Origin of the sequence: Streptomyces sp. URMC 129 (genome assembly GCF_051386415.1) — a bacterium.
GTDB lineage: Bacteria > Actinomycetota > Actinomycetes > Streptomycetales > Streptomycetaceae > Streptomyces.
Genome location: NZ_JBPQTQ010000031.1, coordinates 1 through 21,174 on the forward strand (window position 1 = coordinate 1; position 21,174 = coordinate 21,174).

Consider the following 21,174-nt stretch of genomic DNA (forward strand, 5'->3'; position numbering starts at 1 on the left):
GACGGCGTCGTGTACGTGGGCAGCCTCGACGGTCAGTTGTACGCGCTGGACGCCGAAAACGGGGAAAGACTCTGGGAACGTCCGCGGGCGCCCCCGGACGGCAGGCAGACCATGACCGTCCCGACCCGCCCGCGACGACAGGGGCGGGCCGGGACGCGGCCGACGGGGAGCCGGGCCGTGGGTCAGGGGAGCTTGGCGAGTTGGGCCTGGATGCGGGTGATGTCCGCCTCCGCCGTCGCGCGGCGGGCGCGGATCTTGTCCACCACGTGGTCGGGGGCCTTGGCCAGGAACGCCTCGTTGCCGAGCTTCGCCGTCGTCTGCGCCAGCTCCTTCTCCGCCGCCGCCAGGTCCTTCGTCAGGCGCTTGCGCTCCGCCTCGAAGTCGATCGCGCCGGAGAGGTCCAGGGCCACCGTGGCGCCCGCGACCGGGAGGGTGGCCGTGGCCGTGAAGCCCTCCTCCGCCGGCTGGAGGCGGAGCAGGGAGCGGATCGCCTCCTCGTGGGCGGCCAGGGCCGGGGCGCCGGTCAGGTCGAGGGCGGCCGGGACGCGCTGGCCGGGCTGGAGGCCCTGGTCGGCACGGAACCGGCGGACCTCGGTGACCACCTGCCGGACCGTGCCGATCTCCCGCTCGGCCGCCGGGTCGCGGAAGCCGGAGTCCTCGGGCCACGCGGCGACGACGACCGACTCGCCGGACGTCAGCGTCGTCCACAGCTCGTCCGTGACGAACGGCGTGACCGGGTGCAGCAGCCGCAGGGTGACGTCGAGGACCTCGCCCAGGACGCGCCGCGAGACCTCCGCCGGGCGGCCCCCGGCCGCGAACGTCGTCTTGCTCAGCTCGACGTACCAGTCGAAGACCTCGTCCCACGCGAAGTGGAACAGCGCGTCGCTCAGCTTGGCGAACTGGTAGTCGTCGTAGTACGCGTCGACCTCGGCGACGACCGAGTTCAGCCGGGAGAGGATCCACCGGTCCGTGGCCGACATCTCCTCCGGGGACGGCAGGTCGCCCTCGACCGTCGCGCCGTTGAGCAGCGCGAAGCGCGTGGCGTTCCAGATCTTGTTCGCGAAGTTCCGCGACGCCTGGACCCAGTCCTCACCGATCGGCACGTCCACACCGGGGTTGGCGCCCCTGGCCAGGGTGAAGCGGACGGCGTCCGAGCCGTAGGTGTCCATCCAGTCGAGCGGATTGACCGCGTTCCCGAAGGACTTGGACATCTTCTTGCCGAACTGGTCGCGGACCATGCCGTGCAGGGCGATGGTGTGGAACGGCGGGACGCCGTCCATCGCGTAGAGGCCGAACATCATCATCCGGGCGACCCAGAAGAACAGGATGTCGTAGCCGGTGACCAGGACGGAGTTCGGGTAGAACTTCGCCAGGCTGTCGGTCCGTTCCGGCCAGCCGAGCGTGGAGAACGGCCACAGGCCCGAGGAGAACCAGGTGTCCAGGACGTCCGTCTCCTGGTGCCAGCCCGCCCCCGACGGCGGCTCCTCGTCCGGGCCGACGCACACGGTCTCGCCCGCCGGGCCGTACCAGACGGGGATGCGGTGACCCCACCACAACTGGCGCGAAATGCACCAGTCGTGGAGGTTGTCGACCCACTCGAAGTACCGGGAGGACATCTCCTTGGGGTGGATGGTCACCCGCCCGTCGCGGACGGCGTCGCCGGCCGCCTTGGCCAGCGGGGCGACCCTGACCCACCACTGCATGGACAGCCGCGGCTCGATGGTGGTCTTGCAGCGCGAGCAGTGCCCGACCGAGTGCCGGTAGGGCCGCTTCTCGTCGACGATCCGGCCCTCGGCGCGCAGCGCGGCGACCACCGCGGACCTGGCCTCCAGCCGGTCCAGGCCCAGGAACGGCCCGTGCGCGGTGATGATCGCGTGCTCGTCCATGATCGTGAGCTGCGGCAGGCCGTGGCGGCGGCCGATCTCGAAGTCGTTCGGGTCGTGGGCCGGGGTGACCTTGACCGCGCCGGTGCCGAACGCGGGGTCGACGTGCTCGTCCGCGACGACGGGGATCGAGCGGTCGGTGAGCGGCAGCCTGACGGTACGGCCGACGAGGTGCGCGTACCGCTCGTCGTCCGGGTGAACGGCGACGGCGGTGTCGCCGAGCATCGTCTCGGCCCGGGTGGTGGCGACGACGAGCGTGTCCTCGCCCTCGCCGTACCGGATGGAGACCAGCTCGCCGTCGTCCTCCTGGTACTCGACCTCGATGTCGGAGATGGCGGTCAGGCAGCGCGGACACCAGTTGATGATGCGCTCGGCCCGGTAGATCAGCCCGTCGTCGAAGAGCCGCTTGAAGATGGTCTGGACGGCCCGGGACAGGCCGTCGTCCATGGTGAAGCGCTCGCGGGCCCAGTCGACGCCGTCCCCGAGGCGGCGCATCTGGCCGGAGATCTGGCCGCCGGACTCCGCCTTCCACTGCCAGACGCGCTCGACGAACGCCTCCCGGCCGAGGTCGTGGCGGGACTTGCCCTCCTTGGCCAGCTCGCGCTCCACGACGTTCTGCGTGGCGATTCCGGCGTGGTCCATGCCGGGCTGCCACAGCGTCTCGAATCCCTGCATGCGCTTGCGGCGGGTGAGGGCGTCGATGAGCGTGTGCTCGAATGCGTGGCCGAGATGGAGACTTCCGGTCACATTCGGCGGCGGGATGACGATCGCGTACGGTTCCTTTTCGCTTTTCGCGTCCGCCGTGAAGTAACCCCGTTCTACCCAGCGCTCGTACAGCTTCCCCTCTACATCGGCCGGCGTGTACTGCGTCGGCAGGTCGGCGGAGGCGCTGTGGGGCCCGTACGCGGGCGGCTGGGTCTTCTCGGTCACGGCGTCAGTCTAAAGGCGCCGCTGTCATGCCCCTGAACCGATTCCGGGGGCGGATGTACAGAGCGGCATCTTGTCAGACAGGATGTGCGGAAGTGTTGAGGCAGAGGTCTTGAGGGGAAGCACATGAGTTACAACCAGCCGGGACCGTACGGGCAGCAGCCCCCGCAGGGGCCGCCGCCGCCCGGACAGCCCGGCCCGTACGGCGCGCCGCCGCAGGGCCCGCCGCCGCCCCCGCCGGGCGGCCCGGCCCCGTACGGCCAGGGCGGTGCCCCCGGCGCCCCCGGATACGGCTACCCGCAGCAGCCGGGCCAGCAGCCCGCTCCCTTCGGCCAGCCGCAGGCGCCGGGCCCGTACGGTCAGCAGCCGCCCTACGGGCAGATGCCTCCGCCCCCGCCCGGGAAGAAGGGCAACCGCGCGGTCGTCGTCGCGATCGCCGTCGTCGCGGGCCTCGCGGTGGTCGGCGCCGGCGCGTTCTTCCTGCTCGGCGGCGACGAGGGCAGCGGCCCGTCCTCGGACGACCCGCGCTACAGCCTCTCCATGCCGGACACCACCGGTGAGTTCACGCTGGTGCCCGGGCAGGAGGAGACCTTCTTCGACGAGGAGGAGCTGGAGGCGGCCGGTGTCCGGGACATGGAGCAGGACAACGCCGCCTACATGAACACCGACCCGGAGGCCGAGGTCCCCGAGCCGGGCACGATCGTGCTCCAGGCGGGTGGCGCGTGGGGCGAGGTCGGGGACCCGGAGGCGGCCATCGACGGCCTCTTCGGCATGCTCGCCCAGTCGGTGGCCGAGGAGGGCGACGGGGAACTCGTCGGTGAGCCCACCGACTTCACCGATGACGGCGCGATCGTCAAGTGCCAGGCCGTCCGGGGCACGGAGCCCGACGCGGACTTCGGCTACATCGCGGAGGGCGTGGTGTGCGCCTGGGCCGACTACAGCACGCTCGGCGGCGTGGTGGCCCTGCCGATGCCCGACTTCCCGGCGGACTTCGACCCCAACTCCACGGAGATGCCCGAGTTCGAGGCGCCGCAGCCGCTGAGCCTGGACCAGGTCGCGGAGTGGACCGTCCGGCTGCGCGCGGACGCCCTGGTCGAGGAGGGCGAGGCGCCCGCCGAGGACAGCGGCGAGAGCGGCGGCGGTGAGAGCGGCGGCACGGGCGACATGGGCGAGATCGAGGTCCCCCCGCCGTCGTCCCAGTGAGCCCGCACATCCCCGTGACGCGGAGGGGGCCCGGACCGAGTGACTCGGTCCGGGCCCCCTCTCGTCGGGCCGCGACGGGTCAGGCCGTCTTCTCGTGCGGCGCCGTGCTGCCGCCGCCGCGCTGCTTGGTCAGCCGGGAGCGCGGGACCAGCGTCGGGTTCACGTTGGAGCGGACGACGTCCTCGGTGATCAGCACCCGGCCCACGTCCTGGCGGGACGGCACCTCGTACATCACCGACATCAGGACCTCCTCCATGATCGCCCGCAGGCCGCGGGCGCCCGTGCCGCGCAGGATCGCCTGGTCGGCGATGGCCTCCAGCGCCGGGAGGTCGAACTCCAGCTCCACGCCGTCGATCTCGAACAGCCGCTGGTACTGCTTGACCAGCGCGTTGCGCGGCTCGACCAGGATCCGCAGCAGCGCCTCGCGGTCCAGGTTGTGCACGGAGGTGATCACCGGCAGCCGGCCGATGAACTCCGGGATCATGCCGTACTTGACCAGGTCCTCGGGGAGGGCGTCCGTCAGGAGCTGCGCCGAGTCGCGGTCGCGCTTGGAGCGGATGTCGGCGCCGAAGCCGATGCCGCGGGCGCCGGAGCGGGCCCGGATGATGTCGTCCAGCCCCGCGAAGGCGCCGCCCACGATGAACAGGACGTTGGAGGTGTCGATCTGGAGGAACTCCTGGTGCGGGTGCTTGCGCCCGCCCTGCGGCGGCACCGCGGCCGTGGTGCCCTCCAGGATCTTCAGCAGCGCCTGCTGGACGCCCTCGCCGGACACATCGCGGGTGATCGACGGGTTCTCGCTCTTGCGGGCGACCTTGTCGATCTCGTCGATGTAGATGATGCCCTGCTCGGCCTTCTTGATGTCGTAGTCCGCGGCCTGGATGAGCTTGAGCAGGATGTTCTCCACGTCCTCGCCCACATAGCCCGCCTCGGTGAGCGCGGTGGCGTCGGTGATGGCGAAGGGGACGTTGAGCATCCGGGCCAGCGTCTGGGCCAGCAGCGTCTTGCCGGAGCCGGTGGGGCCGAGCAGCAGGATGTTCGACTTGGCGAGCTCGATCTCCTCGTCCCGCGAACCGGCGTCGGCCTCGCTCGCCCGCACCCGCTTGTAGTGGTTGTAGACGGCCACCGAAAGGGCCTTCTTGGCGTCCTCCTGGCCGACCACATAGCTTTCCAGGAAGTCGTAGATCTCGCGCGGCTTGGGGAGCTCGCTCAGCTCCGAGTCGGGTGACTCGGCGAGCTCCTCCTCGATGATCTCGTTGCAGAGATCGATGCATTCATCGCAGATGTAGACCCCCGGACCCGCGATGAGCTTCTTCACCTGTTTCTGACTCTTGCCGCAGAACGAGCACTTGAGCAGATCGCCGCCGTCACCGATGCGTGCCACGAGGTGCTTCCCCTTCGCCTGCGCACCGCCGGGGAGACGGTGCACTCGTCCTTTCTGAACACGACGGTACCCTGTCGCCCCGGCGGAATGGTCCCCCTCGACGGGAATCCCCCTCGGCGGGGCCTTCCCGTCGAGAGGGGTGGCCAGTCGTTGACTTGCGTTGTCGTGTCGGGTGGTGCCGGGAACCGCTGCGCCGAGCGGTCAGACCGCCGTCGTGGAGCGCGTGGTGATGATCTGGTCGATCAGTCCGTATTCCACGGCTTCCTCGGCGGTGAGGATCTTGTCCCGCTCGATGTCGTCGCTGATCTGCTCGATCGGCTTGGTGGAGTGCTTCGCGAGCATCTCCTCCAGCTGATTCCGCATGCGCTGGACCTCGCGCGCCGCGATCTCCAGGTCGGAGACCTGACCGCGTCCGGTCTCGGTGTAGGGCTGGTGAATCAGGATACGCGCGTTCGGCAGGGCCATGCGCTTGCCCCGGGTGCCGGCCGCGAGCAGCACGGCCGCGGCGGAGGCCGCCTGGCCCATGCAGACCGTCTGGATGTCCGGCTTGACGAACTCCATCGTGTCGTAGATCGCGGTCAGCGCCGTGAAGGAGCCGCCGGGGCTGTTGATGTAGATCTGGATGTCGCGGTCCGGGTCCATCGACTCCAGGCACAGGAGCTGCGCCATCACGTCGTTCGCGGACGCGTCGTCGATCTGCACGCCGAGGAAGATCACCCGTTCCTCGAAGAGCTTGGCGTACGGGTCGTACTCGCGCACGCCCTGCGAGGTGCGCTCGATGAAGCGCGGGACGACGTAGCGGGACTCGGCCGGGAGTCGCTCGTAGAGGCCGGAGCCGGGGAACTTGTTCATGGGGTGGTGTACCGCCTTGGGTCTGGGCGCGGACGGGGCTGCGGGGCGGGTCGGTCGGTCGCGGCGCTCAGGCGCCCGTGCCGCCGCCGCCCGCGATGTCCGCGGCGCTGGTGATGACCTCGTCCAGCAGGCCGTAGTCGCGGGCCTCCTCGGCGGAGAACCAGCGGTCCCGGTCGGCGTCGCGCTCCCACTGCTCGATGCTGACGCCCGAGTGCTGCGCCGAGAGCCTGGCCATCTTCTGCTTGGTGCGCAGGAGCTGCTCGGCGTGGATCTTGATGTCCGAGGCGGAACCGGCCAGTCCCGCGGAGGGCTGGTGGATCAGCACCTCGGCGTTCGGCAGCGCGTACCGCTTGCCGGGGGCGCCGGCGGTCAGCAGGAACTGGCCCATCGACGCGGCGAGGCCCATGGCGATGGTGACCACGTCGTTCTTGATGTACTGCATGGTGTCGTAGATCGCCATGCCGGCCGTGATCGAGCCGCCGGGGCTGTTGATGTAGAGGAAGATGTCCTTGTCCGGATCGGCCGCCAGCAGCAGGAGCTGCGCGGTGATCCGGTTGGCGATGTCATCGTCGACCGGCTGGCCCAGGAAGATGATCCGCTCGCCGAGCAGCCGGTTGTAGACCTGATCGCCGAGGCTGCCGCCGATCGGCTCCGCTGCGGCGGAAGGCATCAAGAGCGTCACGTATCCACCTGCTCATTCTCATAACGGCCCCGCTTTCGCCCGGCCGTCGCTCGACATCTGCGTTGTCTCTAGGGACCCTAACGCGCTGGCCTGACGGACCCTGCCCGACCTGGGAACTGTTCGCTGTCAGCGCAGGGTCGCCGGTGCCCGCGGGCGCGCCGGCCAACGGCGCGGGGCCGGACGCGCAGTCCCGCGTCCGGCCCCGTGCCGCTGGATCAGTCCTCGGTCTTCTCGCCGGTCTCCGCCGGCTCGTCCGTGGTCGCGGCCACCTCGGCGGCGGCCTCGGCGGCGGTCTCGTCCTCGTCCTCGTCGTCCAGGCGGACCGGCTCGCCGTTGCTGTCGGTGACGGTGGCCGCGTCCACGACGGTGGCGAGCGCCTTGCCCCGGCTGACCTCGCCGACCAGCATCGGCACCTGACCGCCCTCGACGACGGCCTTGGCGAACTGGTCGGGGCTCATGCCGGAGGACTGGGCGCGCCGCATGAGGTGCTCGGTCAGCTCGGCCTGGCTGACGTTGAGGTTCTCCCGCTTGGCGATCTCGTCCAGCACGAACTGGGTGCGGATGCCCTTCTCGGCCTGCTCCTTCAGCTCGGCGTCGAACTCCTCGGCGGTCTTCTCCTGCAGCGCCAGGTAGGCGTCGAGGTCCATGCCGAGCTGGGAGAGCTGGTGGTGCTCCAGGTTGTGCTTGCGGGTCTGGATCTCGTCCGCGAGGAGCTTCTGCGGCATCGGGACCTCGACCAGCTCCAGCAGGGCCTCCAGGACCTTCTCCTGGGCCTCGGTGGCCTGCTGGTACCGCTTCTCGTCGGTCAGCCGGCGGCGGCTGTCCTCACGGAGCTCCTCCAGCGTGTCGAACTGGCTGGCGAGCTGGGCGAAGTCGTCGTCCAGGGCCGGGAGTTCGCGGGAGGAAACGCTCTCGACGGTGACCGAGATCTCGGCCTCGCGGCCGGCCGCGGAGCCGCCCTTCAGCTCGCTGGTGAAGGTGGCGGTGCCGCCGGCCTCCAGGCCGGTGACGGCCTCGTCGAGGCCGTCGAGCATCTGGCCCGAGCCGATCGTGTAGTTGACGCCCTTGGCGACGCCGTCCTCCAGCACCTCGCCGTCGACCCGCGCCTCCAGGTCGATCTTCACCACGTCGCCCTCGGCGGCGGCGCGCTCGACGACGGTGGTGGACGCGAAGCGCTCGCGCAGCCGCTCGATGGTGCTGTCCACGTCCTCGTCGGTGACCTCGACGGCGTCGACGGTGACCGAGATGCCCGAGTAGTCCGGGATCTCGATCTCGGGGCGGATGTCCACCTCGGCCGTGAACGTCAGCAGCTCGTTGTCCTTGAGCTCGGTGATGTCGACCTCGGGCTGGCCCAGCGGGCTGATCTCACCCTCGGAGAGGGCCTCGTTGTAGAACTTCGGCAGCGCGTCGTTCACCGCCTCCTCCAGCACCGCGCCGCGGCCGAACCGCTGGTCGATGATGCGGGCCGGGATCTTGCCCTTCCGGAAGCCGGGCACCTGGACCTGCTGGTTGATCTTCCGGTACGCCGCGTCGAGGCTGGGCTTGAGCTCCTCGAAGGGCACCTCGACAGTGAGCCGAACCCGGGTGGGGTTCAGGGTCTCCACGGCGCTCTTCACGGTCGGTCTCCTTGGGGCTGACATCGAGAGGGGTGGCGCTGTACTCCTGGGCTTCCCGGTCCGCGCCGGACACGGACACACCACAGGCACGCAGGCTACTCATAGTACGTGGTCGGGGTGGCCGGATTCGAACCGACGGCCTTCCGCTCCCAAAGCGGACGCGCTACCAAGCTGCGCCACACCCCGCGGAGGCTCTTGACGCGACACGTAGCGTACAGGTCCGCGCGCGTGCGGTCTGCCGGGATCCCGGGCCCTGTTGGGGCGCTGGTACGATGCGGTGCATGCCGGCCGACGACGATCGCCCGGCCGACGCGGGCGTAGCTCAATGGTAGAGCCCTGGTCTTCCAAACCAGCTACGCGGGTTCGATTCCCGTCGCCCGCTCCGCAGCGCGGCCCCGGCCCGGCTCCCTTTCACGGGTGCCGGGCCTTCGCTGTGGGGGGCTTTCGAGATCACTCGCCGTTCGAGCTGTTGATCGAGTCGTCGACCTCGTTGACGCCGTCCGTCACCGACTGCAGGAAGTCCTGTATCGGCTCGGCGGCCCCCGTGGAAGCGAGGGAGAAGCCGAAGAGGATCGCCACGATGGCCGGCCCCCACTTGATTGCCCCGCCGCGGATCAAGAAGAACATGATCACGCCGAACAACAGGGCCAGAGAGAACGAGATAACCACAACTGATCACACCTTCGGAAGGTTCGCCTCTGCTCCATCAGGGGCTTGACCACGGCCGCCGCACCCCCGCAGACACCATCGTGCCATCAACCGGAGGCGGCGTGGAGAGCGCTGACGTGCCGTCTGCTGCCGACCGGGCCCGCGGGGACACCCTGCGTACCGAGGCGGCACGTTACCGGTTCGTTAGCCGCCGCGGCCACCCGGCCGGGGAATTCCGCCCGGCACGGAGGCGTTCTTCGATTTCCTTTCCGGGAGAACGGCGGCGCGCTCCCCGAAGCCGGGGCATGCGGTGATTCGCCCGGTTTGATACGCATCAATCCCGCCATTTCGGGCTCACCGGCCGGACCGGGTGCGGAATTCCCGGTGATGTCGCGGCATACCGGAGCGAGAATTCCCCTGGCGCGGCGCACGGACTATCGTGCGGTCAATGTTGCACGTCCGTAATCAAGGAGCCCCCCTGCCCGTGGCCCGGGCGACGGTGGCTGACCCCACACCGGCAGTCACGGACGCCCCGTCGGGGGTCACGTCACGCGACCCCTACTTCGACAATGCGAAGTACCTGGCGATCGTCCTGGTCGCCGTGGGCCACGCCTGGACGCCGCTGCGGGACGACTCCCGCACGGCCTCGGCGCTGTACCTGTTCGTCTACACGTTCCACATGCCGGCGTTCATCCTGATCGCCGGGTACTTCTCCCGCGGCTTCACCGGCCGGCCGGACCAGCTCAAGCGGCTGATCAGCGGCATCGGGGTGCCGTACCTCGTCTTCGAGATCGCCTACATCCTCTTCAAGCGGTGGGGCGACGACGACCCGGACTACCCGTTCAGCATCCTCGATCCGTACTACGTCACCTGGTTCCTCATCGCGCTGTTCGTCTGGCGCTTCACCGCGCCGGTCTGGCGGGTCGTCCGCCGGCCGGTCCCGGTGGCGCTGGCCGTGGCCGCCGTCGCCGCGATCTCCCCCCACCTCGGCGACGACCTCAACATCCAGCGCGTGCTGCAGTTCCTGCCGTTCTTCGTGCTCGGACTGCTGCTGCGGCCCGAGCACTTCGAACGGGTGCGGCGGCCCGGGGTGCGGGCCGCCGCGGTGCCGGTGGTGGCGGCGGCGCTGGTCACCGCCTACGCCGTGGTGCCGCGCGTGGACCACAGCTGGTTCTACCGGACGCACAGCGCCCAGGAGATGGGCGCGCCGTGGTGGGCCGGGGTGGTGATGACGTTCGCGCTGACCGCGTGCGGGCTGGCGCTGACGGTCTGTTTCCTGGCCTGGGTCCCGGCGCGCCGCACCTGGTACACGGCCCTGGGCGCGGGCACGATCTACGGCTATCTGCTGCACGGCTTCATCGCCAAGGGCTCGCGGTGGTGGGACTGGTACGCGGCGGACTGGGTCAACTCGCCCGCCGGCCGGGTGGTGGTCACGGTCATCGGCGCCGCGGTCATCACCGCGCTGTGCACGGCTCCGGTGCGCCGGATGTTCCGCTTCCTGGTCGAGCCCTCGATGGACTGGGCGTTCACCAAGGAGACCAAGGAGACCGCGCGGGCCGACCACCACCCGGCCCCGTCCGGATGGTCCCGGGCGCGTTAGGACCCGTCGATCTTCACACCGTGCTCCGCGAGGTAGGCGATGGGATCGACGTCGGTGCCGTAGGCGCGCTCCTCCCTGACCTCGAAGTGCAGGTGGGGGCCGGTGCTGTTGCCGGTGTTGCCGGTCTCGCCGATCTTGGTCCCGGCCTTCACCTGCTGGCCCTCGCGGACCGCGATCTCGGACAGGTGGGCGTACAGCGTGTAGTGGTCGTCCGTCATCTTCACGACGACGACCTCGCCGTAGTCGTCGTCGTTGTCGGCCAGCACCACCGTGCCGGGGCCGACCGAGCTGACCTTGGTGCCGGTCGGGGTGGCGAAGTCGACGCCCGTGTGGTGACCGGCCGCCCAGGAGCCGGGCGTCCCGTAGGGCTCGGAGATCGGGTGGCCGCTCACCGGGGCGACCCAGGAGTCGGCGGCGCGGACCGCCGGGGGCTCCGGCTCCTCGCGGCGCGGGGCCGGGTACGGGCCGAACGGCGCCTCGTACGGCCGGGACGTCTCGCGCGGCTCCGGCACGCTCGCCGCGGGGGGCTCGGAGCGCTCGGCCGGGGGCAGGTCCTGACCGGCGGCCTCCCCGGTCCACGGTCCCGTTATCACCAGGGCTCCCAGGAGGGTGCTGCCGACGGCGCGGCGGGCCAGCCGGGCGGGGGTGGCGCGCGGTCGTCGCTGACGCCGCGTCACGGGGCGTGGCGGGGGTGCGGTGATCCTGCGTTCGCTCATGACACCGAGCCAAAGACAGGCCGGGGGCCGCCGCATCCCGCCCAGGGGCGCCGGGCCCGCCGATCGGCGGACAGGGCGCGCGCCCGCCGGATGCCCGTCACCCCAGGTCAGCGCGGCCTGTCGGGCGGAGGGGACGCACCGCGAGTGATCCGCTCCGCTGGGTGATCACTCCCGGCTGATCAGGAGCAGGGCCCGGTCGTCGTTGACGTCCTTGGCGACAGACTCGATGAGGTGCCAGGCGGCGCCCCGGAATCCGGTGGTGACATAGCGGTCCGCCTCGCCGGTGAGGCGGTCGATGCCCTCGGACAGGTCCCGGTCGGAGCGCTCCACGAGGCCGTCGGTGAACAGCATCAGCACGTCGCCGCGGCGCAGGGTGCCCTTCGCCGGGTGGAACTCGGCGCCGTCGTAGACGCCCAGCAGCGGGCCCTCGGCCTCCACCTGGTGCCAGCGGCCGGTGCCGGCGTTGAGCTGGACGCCGGGCAGGTGGCCCGCGGAGAGCAGCTCGTAGTCGCCGGTGTCGAGGTCGAGCACCAGGTGGATGGAGGTGGCGAAGCCCTCGTCCCAGCTCTGGCGCAGCAGGTAGCCGTTGGCCGCGGGCAGGAACGAGTGCGGCGGCAGGGAGCCGAGCAGGCCGCCGAAGGCGCCGGAGAGCAGCAGGGAACGGGACGCGGCGTCCATGCCCTTGCCGGAGACGTCGGTAAGGACGACCTCCAGGGTGCGCGCCTCCGGCCCGGTGCGGGCGGCGACCACGAAGTCGCCGGAGAACGACTGGCCGCCGGCCGGGCGCAGCGACATCTCCCGGTGCCAGCCCTTGGGCAGGCGCGGCAGCGCGCTCTGGGCGCGGATGCGCTCCCGCAGGTCGAACAGCATGGTGCCGCCGCGCCGCCAGGGCACGCCGACGCGGCTGCGGAACTGGGCGATGAGCAGGCCGATCAGCGCCACGGCGGCCACCACCAGGATGCTGCCCGGGGTGACCGGGTCGGGCATCGAGCGGCGGGCGTCGATGAGCACCGTCTCCAGCACCAGCGCGGTGGCGGCGACCGCGTACAGCCCGAGCAGGCTGGCCGGGCGCAGCAGCAGCCCGCCCGCGACCAGGGGCAGCACCAGCGCCTCGGGCGAGCACCAGTCGGGCCAGACGACGGTGGCGCCGCCGAGCAGCGGAACGGTCAGCAGCAGCGCCGCGAAGGCGAGCCAGTCGGAGGCGTCGCCCCGGAAGTAGTCGACCGCGGAGCGCCGCAGTCCCACGCGGACGCGGTGCAGCCTCCGCTGGGCCCCGGGTCTGCGGGCCCTCCGGGGTGCCGTCTCACTGCCGCGCGCCATGACCTCGGACCCTACCCACCCGTTCGGCGGTGCGTCGAACCCTTGCCACTCCCGGATATCCGTGCGGACCGGCGCCGGGGCGGAAAATCTGTCGCTCCGCGCGGGGAGCGTTGGTGAGCATGGGGCCATGACGATGGAGTTGCGCCGCCTGGACGCGTCCGCGTGGGAGACCTGGTACCGGGCGCTGGAGTGGGCGTTCGGCGGGCTGTGGGAAGCGCCGGAGGAGCGCGCGCTGTGGCGGGAGCTGACCGAGTTCGACCGGTCGCTGGCGCTCTGGGACGACGACCGGCTGGTGGGCGCCATCAGCGCCTTCTCGCTGGGCCTGTCCGTGCCGGGCGGGGCCGTGGTGCCGACGGCGGGGGTGACCATGGTGGGGGTGGCCGCCACACACCGGCGGCAGGGCATCCTGCGCCGGCTCATGTCCCGGACGCTGGCCGACGCCCGGGAGGCCGGGGAGCCGCTGGCGGCGCTGACCGCGTCGGAGGCGGGGATCTACGGCCGCTTCGGGTACGGCCTCGCGACCCGGGGCCTGTCGGTGGACATCGACACCGCGCGGGTCACCGTCCGGGTGCCGCCGGGGACGGACGGGATCCGGCTGCGGGACGCGGAGCCGACGGCGGTGCTGGACCGGTGCGAGGCGCTGTACGCGCGGCTGGTGCGGGGCCGTCCCGGGATGCTCGAACGGCGGCCCGGCTGGGAGAAGGTGCCGCTGCTCGACCCGCCGCAGGAGCGCGAGGGCGCCTCGGAGCTGCGGGCCGTGCTGGCGGAGCGGGACGGGGAGCTGGTGGGCTACGCCCGGTACGCGCTGAAGCCGGACTGGGCCGAGGGCGGCCTGCCGGACGGGACGGTGCTGGTGCGGGACCTGGACGTGGTGGAACCGGCGGCGTACGCCGCGCTGCTGCGGTTCTTCGTGGGCACCGACCTGATGACGACCGTGTCGCTGCGGCACCGGCCGGAGGACGACGCGCTGCTGTACCTGGTCTCGGACGTCAGGCGCTGCCGGCCGCGGCTGGGCGACCGGCTGTTCCTGCGGCCGGTGGACGTCGGGGCGGCGCTGGCCGCGCGGACGTATGCCACCGACGTGGACGTGGTGCTGGACGTCGCCGACGACTTCTGCCCCTGGAACGAGGGGCGTTGGCGGCTGAGCGGCGGCCCGCAGGGGGCCGTGTGCGAGCGTACCGGGGACGCGGCCGAGCTGGCCGTCGACGTGCGGGCGCTGAGCGCGGCGTATCTGGGCGGCCCCTCGCTCTCCGGTCCGGCCGCGGCGGGGCTGGCCGGTGAGCTGCGCCCGGGGGCGCTGGCCGCCACGGCGACGGCGTTCTCCTCGCCGTTCGCCCCCTGGCTGCCGCACGGGTTCTGACCGCCGCGCCGGTTCGGGTCCCGAATTCACCGCCCACCCCCTGACGTTGTGATGCCCGAGGATACGGGGCGGCCCCGAGTGCCGGGAATAGTCAGCGAGGCTGACACTCCGGGCACCAGAAAAGATTCCGCGCCGCGAGGATCGCGGTGCGGACCTCGCCGCCGCAGACATGGCAGGGGGCGCCGGCGCGGCGGTAGACGTACACCTCGCCGCCGTGGTCGTCGACCCTGGGCGGGCGGTTCATGGCCTCGGGTGTGTGCTCGGGCCGGACGGTGTCGATGCGGCCGGCGCGCACGCCCTCGCGCATCAGGGCGACGAGGTCGGCCCAGAGGGCGTCGAACTCGGGGCGGGTGAGGCCGCGTCCGGGCCGGTAGGGGTCGATGCCCTGCCGGAAGAGGGCCTCGGCGCGGTAGACGTTGCCGACACCGGCGACGACGGCCTGGTCCAGCAGGAGGACGGCGACGGTGGTGGCGGAGGCGGAGATCCGGCGCCAGGCCCGCTCGGGGTCGGCGTCGGCGCGCAGGGGGTCGGGGCCGAGGCGGCCGGTGAGGGCGGCCTTCTCGCCGGGGGTGATCAGGGCGCAGGTGTGGGGGCCGCGCAGCTCGGCCCAGCCGCCGTCGCCGGCCAGGCGCAGCCGGATCTGGCCGGCGACGGCGGGCGCCGGGCCGGTCCCGAGGGCCACTGTGCCGTACAGGCCGAGGTGGATGTGGACGCACACGTCGCCGGTGAAGCGGAGGAAGAGGTGCTTGCCGTGCGCCTCGGTGCCGGTGAGGACCTGGCCGTCGATCAGCGCGGCGCCGTCGGCGAACTTGCCCTGCGGGCTGTCCGCCCGCACCGGCCGGCCGCCGAGACGTTCGGCGTAGTCGGCGGCCAGCCGGTGGATGGTGTGGCCCTCCGGCATCAGTCCTGCCCGGGCAGGGGCGGCAGCGTGCCGTCCGTCTCGTACGCGGTGAGCATGCCGATGCGGCGGCTGTGGCGCTCCTCGCCGGAGTAGGGGGTGGCGAGGAAGGCGGCGACGAAGGCGGTGGCCTCCTCGGCGGTGTGCATGCGGGCGCCGACGCCGAGGACGTTGGCGTCGTTGTGCTCGCGGCCGAGGCGGGCGGTCTCCTCGCTCCAGGCGAGGGCGCAGCGCACGCCGCGCACCTTGTTGGCGGCGATGGCCTCGCCGTTGCCCGAGCCGCCGATGACGATGCCGAGGGCGTCGGGGTCGGCGGCGGTGCGCTCGGCGGCGCGGAGGCAGAACGGCGGGTAGTCGTCGGCGCCGTCGTAGTGGTGCGGGCCGCAGTCCACCGGCTCGTGGCCCTGGCTCGTGAGCCAGTCGATCAGGTGGCTCTTGAGGTCGAAGCCGGCATGGTCGGAACCCAGATAGACGCGCATGGGGAGGAGTCTGACACGAGGGGCGTCGCCGTCCGTCATCAGTCCCGGTCCCCGCGGCCGACGAGCTTCCAGGCGGCGGGCAGGGCGCCCATGGCGAGGGCGGCCTTGAGCGCGTCGCCCAGGAGGAACGGCACGAGTCCCTTGCCGGCGGCCTCGGCCAGGGACATGTCGGCGGCGACGGCGAGGTACGGCACGCCGACCGCGTAGATGACGGCGGTGCCGAGGGACATGGTTGCCACGGTCCTGGGCACGGTGCGGTCGCCGCCGCGGGCGGCGAGGGCGCCGACGAGGCCGGCGGCCAGGGTCATGCCGATGACGTAGCCGAAGGTGGGCATGCCGTAGCCCGAGGTGCCCTCCGCGAACCAGGGGGTCCCGGCCATGCCGGCGAGGGCGTAGAGGAGGAGGGAGAGCAGCGCGCGGTGGGCGCCGAAGGAGGCGCCGATGAGGAGCGCGGCGAACGTCTGGCCGGTGACCGGGACGGGTGAACCCGGCACCGGGACGGCGATCTGGGCGGCGGCACCGGTCAGCACCGCGCCCCCGGCGATCAGCGCGGCGTCCCTGATCCGCGCCCGGGGGGCGGTGGCGGCGGGGAGCAGGTCGGCGAGGACGGCTGTGCTCATGGGGCGACTCCACGGTTCGGGGGACGGAGACCTCCTTGACCTCCTTCGGCCTTCCGACGCTAACCGACCGCGTACGGCGCCCCGGCGTGATCTCCGTGACACCCGCCGGGGCGGCTCCGCATTGCTGCTGCTAGGTTGTTACTGCAACTGACTCGCAATTAGTGGAGATGGGCAACGGCATGGCCACGTACACCCTCCCCGACCTCCCCTACGACTACGCGGCGCTGGAGCCGGTCATCAGCGGGGAGATCGTCGAGCTGCACCACGACAAGCACCACGCCGCGTACGTCAAGGGCGCGAACGACACGCTGGAGCAGCTGGAGGAGGCGCGGGAGAAGGACCAGTGGGGGGCGATCAACGGGCTGGAGAAGAACCTCGCGTTCCACCTCTCCGGTCACATCCTTCACTCCATCTACTGGCGCAACATGACCGGCGACGGCGGCGGTGAGCCGCTGGAGCGGGACGGCACGGGCGAGCTGGCCGACGCCATCGCCGAGTCGTTCGGCTCCTTCGCCCGCTTCAGGGCGCAGCTCTCCAAGGCCGCCGCCACCACCCAGGGCTCGGGCTGGGGCGTGCTGGCCTACGAGCCGCTCTCCGGGCGGCTGGTGGTCGAGCAGGTCTACGACCACCAGGGGAACGTGGGCCAGGGCTCGGTGCCGCTGCTGGTGTTCGACGCCTGGGAGCACGCGTTCTACCTCCAGTACCGCAACCAGAAGGTCGACTTCGTCGAGGCCATGTGGCGCGTGGTGAACTGGCAGGACGTGGCCGCCCGTTACGCGGCGGCCAGGGAACGGGCCAGCTCGCTGCTGCTCGTCCCGTAGGGGCTCCCGGCCGCCTGGATCGTCTTCTCACCTCTCGGGCAGGCGGACGGGACAAGGGGACGGCCCCCGCGCGGAGGCATCGCGCGGGGGCCGTGTCCGGTCGGCTTCAGTCGAAGCTCGGCTCGGCGTCGCGGGTCCGCTTGATCTCGAAGAAGCCGGGCGTGGACGCCACCAGCAGGGTGCCGTCCCACAGCCGGGCGGCGGCCTCCCCCCTCGGCGCCGGGGTGACGACCGGGCCGAAGAACGCCGTCCGCCGGCCGTCGGCGCCCGGCACCGCGATCACCGGCGTGCCGACGTCCTGGCCGACCAGGTCGATGCCGGCCTTGTGCGAGGCCCGCACCCCGGCGTCCCAGCGGTCGGTCTCCGCCGCGTCGGCCAGCGAGGCGGGCAGCCCGGCCTCGGTCAGCGCCTCGACCAGCGTCTCGCGGTCCCGCTCCCGGCCCTGGTTGTGGAAACGGGTGCCGAGCGCCGTGTAGAGCGGCCCCAGCACCTCGTTGCCGTGCTCCTGCTCGGCGGCCACGCACACCCGCACCGGGCCCCAGGCCGACTTCATCAGCGCGACGTACTCCTCGGACATCTCGTCCAGGCGCGGCTCGTTGAGCACGGCCAGGCTCATCACGTGCCACCGCACCTCCACCGGCCGGACCCGTTCGACCTCCAGCATCCAGCGGGAGGTCATCCAGGCCCACGGGCACAGCGGGTCGAACCAGAAGTCGGCGGGGATCTTCTCGGGCATCGGGGGCTCCTCGTCGGCCGGGCACGGCGGTGGTCAGGGGGGTGGTCACGGCAGTCCATGCGGTCAAGCGGGCAACGCCACGGCACCCCCGGTGCATTCCGCGTGCGCGGTCCGGAACCGCCGTGACATGCTGACTCGCGCCCGCAAGAGCGAAGGGAAGGCGCATCGTGCCCGGAGAGAACCTGACCCGTGACGAGGCCCGCGAGCGGGCCGGACTGCTCACCGTCCACGGGTACGAGGTGGCGCTGGACCTGCGGTCCGCGTCCGAGCCGCCGCCGGCCGCCGGGCCGCGCACGTTCCGCTCCACCACCACCGTCCGTTTCTCCTGCGCGCGTGCGGGCGCGGACACCTTCGCCGACCTTCTCGCGCCGCACGTGCACTCGGTGACGCTCAACGGCGAGCCGCTCGTGGTCGACCAGGTCTTCGACGGGACCCGCGTCGCGCTGACCGGGCTGGCCGCGGAGAACGAGCTGATCGTGGACGCCGCCTGCGCCTACAGCCACACCGGTGAGGGGCTGCACCACTTCACCGATCCGGAGGACGGCGAGACCTATCTCTACACGCAGTACGAACCGGCCGACGCGCGCCGCGTCTTCGCCAATTTCGAACAGCCGGACCTGAAGGCGCCGTTCGCGCTCACGGTGACCGCGCCCGCGCACTGGACGGTGCTCGGCAACGGCACCGAGACCGGCCGCGAGGAGCTGCCGGACGGGTCCGCCGCCACCTGGACGTTCGCCCCGACGCCCCCGGTCTCCACCTACATCACGGCCGTGCTCGCCGGGCCGTACCACCACGTGCGCGACCACTACACGCGCGAACTGCCCGACGGCTCACGGCTGGAGATCCCGCTGGGCGCGCTGTGCCGCAAGGGGCTGGCGCGGCACTTCGACCCGGAGGAGATCTTCGACACCACCAAGCGGGGCTTCGACTTCTTCCACGAGCACTTCGACTACCCGTACCCGTTCGGCAAGTACGACCAGGCGTTCGTGCCCGAGTACAACCTCGGCGCGATGGAGAACCCGGGGCTGGTGACGTTCCGCGAGGAGTACGTCTTCCGGGGCCGCACCACCCGGGCGGCGTACCAGGCGCGGGCGAACACGCTGCTGCACGAGATGGCGCACATGTGGTTCGGCGACCTGGTGACCATGGAGTGGTGGGACGACCTGTGGCTGAAGGAGTCCTTCGCGGACTTCATGGGCGCCTTCTCGCTCGTGGAGGCGACGCGGTTCGAGGAGGGCTGGATCACCTTCGCCAACCGCCGCAAGGCATGGGCCTACCGCGCCGACCAGCTGCCCTCCACGCACCCGGTCACCGCCGACATCCGCGACCTGCAGGACGCCAAGCTCAACTTCGACGGCATCACGTACGCCAAGGGCGCCTCCGTGCTGAAGCAGTTGGTCGCCTACGCCGGCCGCGACGCGTTCCTGGAGGGCGCCCGCCGCTACTTCCGCCGCCACGCCTACGGCAACACGCGGCTGGAGGACCTGCTCGCGGTGCTGGAGGAGACCTCGGGGCGGGACATGGGCGCCTGGGCCAAGGCGTGGCTCCAGACCGCCGGGGTCAACTCGCTGACGCCGCACGCCACCTACGACTCCGCCGGGCGCGTCACCGAGCTGTCCGTGCTCCAGGAGGCGCCGGAGAGCCACCCGGTGCTGCGCCCGCACCGGGTCGCGATCGGCCTCTACCGGCGCGCGGAGCCCGGCGGTCCGCTGGTGCGGTACGCCCGCGCCGAGGCGGACGTGACGGGGCCGCGCACGGTGGTGCCCGAACTGGCCGGTGCGGAGCGGCCGGAGCTGATCCTGGTCAACGACGAGGACCTGACGTACTGCAAGACGCGGTTCGACGAGGGCTCGTTGGACACCCTGCGCGGCCACCTGGGCGAGATCGCGGACCCGCTGGCCCGCGCGCTGTGCTGGTCCGCGCTGTGGAACCTGACCCGTGACGGGCTGATGCCGGCCCGCGACTTCCTCGCCCTGGTACGGGACTTCGCCGGGGCGGAGACGGAGATCGGCGTGCTCCAGATGGTCCACGCCTGGGCGCACACCGCCCTGGACCACTACACGTCCCCGGCCCGGCGCGCGGCGGCGGGCGCGGAGCTGGCGGCGGCGGCGCTCGGCGAGCTGCGGCGGGCCGCGCCCGGCGGCGACCACCAGTTGGCGTGGGCCCGTTTCTTCGCGGGCAGCGCCGCCTCCGACGCCGACTTCGAGCTCCTGTCCGGGCTGCTGGCGGGCTCCGCCCGGATCGAGGGCCTGGACGTCGACCAGGAGCTGCGCTGGCTGTTCCTGCTGCCGCTGGCCGCGCACGGCCACGCCGGGGAGGACGACCTCGCCGCCGAACTCGCCCGCGACGACACCGCGTCGGGCAGGCGGCACCAGGTGCGCTGCCTGGCGGCCAGGCCGTCGGCCGAGGTGAAGGCGGCGGCGTGGGAGCAGGTCGTGGAGTCCGACGAGCTGTCCAACGCGCTGGTCGAGGCGACCGTCGACGGCTTCGCGCGCAGCGGCCAGCAGGCGCTGCTGGAGCCGTACGTGGCACGGTACTTCGCCGTCGTGGACCGGGTGTGGCGGGAGCGCACGATCGAGATCGCGATGACGATCGTGCGCGGCCTGTTCCCCGCCCTCCAGGGCGACCGGGCGACACTGGCCGCCACGGACGCCTGGCTGGCCTCCCACGAGGACGCTCCCCCGGCCCTGCGCCGCCTGATCCTGGAATCCCGCGACGACCTGGCGCGCGCCCTGCGGGCCCAGGAGCGGGACGCGTAGCGCCGGTGCCTCGCCCTGGCGTTCGCGCCGTGGCAAGGCACCGGCCGTCAGGCGCCGAAGGTGCCGCGTTTCGCCGCTTCGACGAACGCGGACCACCCACCGTCCGCGAAGGCAGGCCACCTCCGCGGCCTCGGCGCAGTCGCCGTTGACGCCGCTGCGCCTGCTCCCGCGCCGGGGGCCGATGCCGGTGGGAGCGCAGGCGCCGTGGAGTCCCGCATGGGCTCCGGCGCTGTGCGGCAGCACCTGGATCACCAGGTGACGGAGCTCGGTCATTGCGCCCGGAGGGATGAGCTGCTCGCGCTTGAGGATGGCCTGCCGTTCACGGCGGACCGCGATCGACTCGTCCACGTCGGCGGCGGCAGGAACGACGGGTCGGCGTGGATCAGCATCCGCAGGTACGCCTCGGTCCGGAGCAGCCCGGGGATCAGGTCGGCCGGAAGGTCCGGATGTCGGTGGCGTCCGCCTCCAGGGCGATGAAGTCGGTGTACGGGCGCGGCAGCGCGTCCTGGTATGCCCACCCGCGGCGCCGCCTTCCCTCCTGGGCACACGCCGAGGCTTGCGCGCGCATGGGGGGCGAGATCGCCCGCGACGATCCCCAGCCGTGGCAAGAGCACGTGGCGGCCCGCGCCCGTGACGGGACGGCGTGCTGGTCTCCGGCCGTCCGAGCTCCCCG

The 21,174-nt window shown here is 72.0% G+C and carries 18 protein-coding genes and 2 tRNA genes; 6 read left to right on the forward strand and 14 right to left on the reverse strand.

The genetic code is table 11. From position 1 onward, the window contains the following. Positions 1 to 182: 182 nt before the first annotated feature. Positions 183 to 2,813 (reverse strand): valine--tRNA ligase, encoded by a 2,631-nt coding sequence (locus ACSNOC_RS09155; protein ID WP_436746795.1) that lies wholly within the window; start codon positions 2,811 to 2,813, stop codon positions 183 to 185. 123 nt (positions 2,814 to 2,936) lie between these two features. Between ACSNOC_RS09155 and ACSNOC_RS09160 the strand changes: the two genes are divergently transcribed. Further along, a complete protein-coding gene (locus tag ACSNOC_RS09160; RefSeq protein WP_436746796.1) occupies positions 2,937 to 4,013 on the forward strand; it encodes a hypothetical protein in 1,077 nt (358 codons plus the stop codon). A 79-nt stretch (positions 4,014 to 4,092) separates the two neighbouring features. Here ACSNOC_RS09160 and clpX read toward each other — a convergent pair whose 3' ends face one another. From clpX to ACSNOC_RS09185, 5 genes are all read right to left on the reverse strand, one after another. Then, entirely contained in the window at positions 4,093 to 5,394 is a 1,302-nt protein-coding gene (clpX, locus tag ACSNOC_RS09165; RefSeq protein WP_436746797.1) for an ATP-dependent Clp protease ATP-binding subunit ClpX, read from the reverse strand. A 201-nt stretch (positions 5,395 to 5,595) separates the two neighbouring features. Then, positions 5,596 to 6,246 (reverse strand): ATP-dependent Clp protease proteolytic subunit, encoded by a 651-nt coding sequence (locus ACSNOC_RS09170; protein ID WP_436746798.1) that lies wholly within the window; start codon positions 6,244 to 6,246, stop codon positions 5,596 to 5,598. A gap of 67 nt (positions 6,247 to 6,313) precedes the next feature. After that, positions 6,314 to 6,928, reverse strand: a complete 615-nt coding sequence (locus ACSNOC_RS09175; protein WP_436746799.1) for an ATP-dependent Clp protease proteolytic subunit — start codon at positions 6,926 to 6,928, stop codon at positions 6,314 to 6,316. Positions 6,929 to 7,143: 215 nt separating this feature from the next. Continuing rightward, positions 7,144 to 8,544: a trigger factor gene (gene tig, locus ACSNOC_RS09180; RefSeq protein WP_436746800.1), complete on the reverse strand. Its 1,401-nt coding sequence runs from the start codon at positions 8,542 to 8,544 to the stop codon at positions 7,144 to 7,146. 109 nt (positions 8,545 to 8,653) lie between these two features. Continuing rightward, positions 8,654 to 8,730 (reverse strand) — tRNA-Pro (locus ACSNOC_RS09185). Between the two features lie 125 nt (positions 8,731 to 8,855). Between ACSNOC_RS09185 and ACSNOC_RS09190 the strand changes: the two genes are divergently transcribed. After that, positions 8,856 to 8,926, forward strand: a tRNA-Gly gene (locus tag ACSNOC_RS09190). Positions 8,927 to 8,994: 68 nt separating this feature from the next. Here the strand turns inward: ACSNOC_RS09190 and ACSNOC_RS09195 are convergent. Then, positions 8,995 to 9,213 (reverse strand): hypothetical protein, encoded by a 219-nt coding sequence (locus tag ACSNOC_RS09195; RefSeq protein ID WP_436746801.1) that lies wholly within the window; start codon positions 9,211 to 9,213, stop codon positions 8,995 to 8,997. Between the two features lie 427 nt (positions 9,214 to 9,640). On the opposite strand from ACSNOC_RS09195, the gene ACSNOC_RS09200 reads away from it, so the two are divergent. Beyond that, the gene (locus tag ACSNOC_RS09200; protein ID WP_436746802.1) at positions 9,641 to 10,792 is read left to right on the forward strand and encodes an acyltransferase family protein; all 1,152 of its coding nucleotides are present in this window, start codon (positions 9,641 to 9,643) and stop codon (positions 10,790 to 10,792) included. Here the strand turns inward: ACSNOC_RS09200 and ACSNOC_RS09205 are convergent. Then, complete coding sequence (locus ACSNOC_RS09205) at positions 10,789 to 11,508, reverse strand: M23 family metallopeptidase (protein WP_436746803.1); 720 nt, start codon at positions 11,506 to 11,508, stop codon at positions 10,789 to 10,791. The two genes, ACSNOC_RS09200 and ACSNOC_RS09205, sit on opposite strands and share 4 nt — an antisense overlap. A 165-nt stretch (positions 11,509 to 11,673) precedes the next feature. After that, the gene (locus tag ACSNOC_RS09210) at positions 11,674 to 12,828 is read right to left on the reverse strand and encodes a PP2C family protein-serine/threonine phosphatase (protein ID WP_436746804.1); all 1,155 of its coding nucleotides are present in this window, start codon (positions 12,826 to 12,828) and stop codon (positions 11,674 to 11,676) included. 127 nt (positions 12,829 to 12,955) lie between these two features. On the opposite strand from ACSNOC_RS09210, the gene ACSNOC_RS09215 reads away from it, so the two are divergent. After that, positions 12,956 to 14,188, forward strand: coding sequence for a GNAT family N-acetyltransferase (locus ACSNOC_RS09215; RefSeq protein ID WP_436746805.1), 1,233 nt, complete (start codon positions 12,956 to 12,958; stop codon positions 14,186 to 14,188). Between the two features lie 91 nt (positions 14,189 to 14,279). Here ACSNOC_RS09215 and ACSNOC_RS09220 read toward each other — a convergent pair whose 3' ends face one another. From ACSNOC_RS09220 to ACSNOC_RS09230, 3 genes are read right to left on the reverse strand one after another with little or no spacing between them, the layout of a single operon-like run. Then, complete coding sequence (locus ACSNOC_RS09220) at positions 14,280 to 15,089, reverse strand: Fpg/Nei family DNA glycosylase (RefSeq protein ID WP_436746806.1); 810 nt, start codon at positions 15,087 to 15,089, stop codon at positions 14,280 to 14,282. After that, on the reverse strand, positions 15,089 to 15,565 hold the full coding sequence (locus ACSNOC_RS09225) for a ribose-5-phosphate isomerase (protein WP_436746807.1): 477 nt from the start codon (positions 15,563 to 15,565) through the stop codon (positions 15,089 to 15,091). The genes ACSNOC_RS09220 and ACSNOC_RS09225 overlap by 1 nt, the downstream gene beginning before the upstream one ends. Positions 15,566 to 15,603: 38 nt before the next feature. Then, entirely contained in the window at positions 15,604 to 16,185 is a 582-nt protein-coding gene (locus ACSNOC_RS09230; RefSeq protein WP_436746808.1) for a biotin transporter BioY, read from the reverse strand. A 179-nt stretch (positions 16,186 to 16,364) separates the two neighbouring features. On the opposite strand from ACSNOC_RS09230, the gene ACSNOC_RS09235 reads away from it, so the two are divergent. Beyond that, positions 16,365 to 17,006, forward strand: coding sequence for a superoxide dismutase (locus ACSNOC_RS09235; protein ID WP_436746809.1), 642 nt, complete (start codon positions 16,365 to 16,367; stop codon positions 17,004 to 17,006). Between the two features lie 106 nt (positions 17,007 to 17,112). Here the strand turns inward: ACSNOC_RS09235 and ACSNOC_RS09240 are convergent, their stop codons facing one another. Then, positions 17,113 to 17,742 carry a DsbA family oxidoreductase gene (locus ACSNOC_RS09240; RefSeq protein WP_436746810.1) on the reverse strand — a complete coding sequence of 210 codons (630 nt, stop codon included), beginning with the start codon at positions 17,740 to 17,742 and terminating at the stop codon, positions 17,113 to 17,115. 167 nt (positions 17,743 to 17,909) lie between these two features. Here ACSNOC_RS09240 and pepN point away from each other — a divergent pair, with 167 nt between their 5' ends. After that, positions 17,910 to 20,501: an aminopeptidase N gene (gene pepN, locus ACSNOC_RS09245; protein WP_436746811.1), complete on the forward strand. Its 2,592-nt coding sequence runs from the start codon at positions 17,910 to 17,912 to the stop codon at positions 20,499 to 20,501. Positions 20,502 to 20,925: 424 nt separating this feature from the next. On the opposite strand, the gene ACSNOC_RS09250 is transcribed toward pepN, so the two are convergent. Next, positions 20,926 to 21,069, reverse strand: coding sequence for a hypothetical protein (locus ACSNOC_RS09250; protein WP_436746812.1), 144 nt, complete (start codon positions 21,067 to 21,069; stop codon positions 20,926 to 20,928). Positions 21,070 to 21,174: the final 105 nt, after the last annotated feature.

Coding starts and splice junctions, on each gene's coding strand:
- ACSNOC_RS09210 (WP_436746804.1), bottom strand. CDS start 12,828: ATGGCGCGCGGCAGTGAGACGGCACCCCGGAGGGCCCGCAGACCCGGG.
- ACSNOC_RS09170 (WP_436746798.1), bottom strand. CDS start 6,246: ATGAACAAGTTCCCCGGCTCCGGCCTCTACGAGCGACTCCCGGCCGAG.
- ACSNOC_RS09250 (WP_436746812.1), bottom strand. CDS start 21,069: ATGCGCGCGCAAGCCTCGGCGTGTGCCCAGGAGGGAAGGCGGCGCCGC.
- ACSNOC_RS09205 (WP_436746803.1), bottom strand. CDS start 11,508: ATGAGCGAACGCAGGATCACCGCACCCCCGCCACGCCCCGTGACGCGG.
- ACSNOC_RS09235 (WP_436746809.1), top strand. CDS start 16,365: ATGGCCACGTACACCCTCCCCGACCTCCCCTACGACTACGCGGCGCTG.
- ACSNOC_RS09225 (WP_436746807.1), bottom strand. CDS start 15,565: ATGCGCGTCTATCTGGGTTCCGACCATGCCGGCTTCGACCTCAAGAGC.
- ACSNOC_RS09200 (WP_436746802.1), top strand. CDS start 9,641: ATGTTGCACGTCCGTAATCAAGGAGCCCCCCTGCCCGTGGCCCGGGCG.
- ACSNOC_RS09160 (WP_436746796.1), top strand. CDS start 2,937: ATGAGTTACAACCAGCCGGGACCGTACGGGCAGCAGCCCCCGCAGGGG.
- ACSNOC_RS09220 (WP_436746806.1), bottom strand. CDS start 15,089: ATGCCGGAGGGCCACACCATCCACCGGCTGGCCGCCGACTACGCCGAA.
- ACSNOC_RS09215 (WP_436746805.1), top strand. CDS start 12,956: ATGACGATGGAGTTGCGCCGCCTGGACGCGTCCGCGTGGGAGACCTGG.
- ACSNOC_RS09240 (WP_436746810.1), bottom strand. CDS start 17,742: ATGCCCGAGAAGATCCCCGCCGACTTCTGGTTCGACCCGCTGTGCCCG.
- ACSNOC_RS09230 (WP_436746808.1), bottom strand. CDS start 16,185: ATGAGCACAGCCGTCCTCGCCGACCTGCTCCCCGCCGCCACCGCCCCC.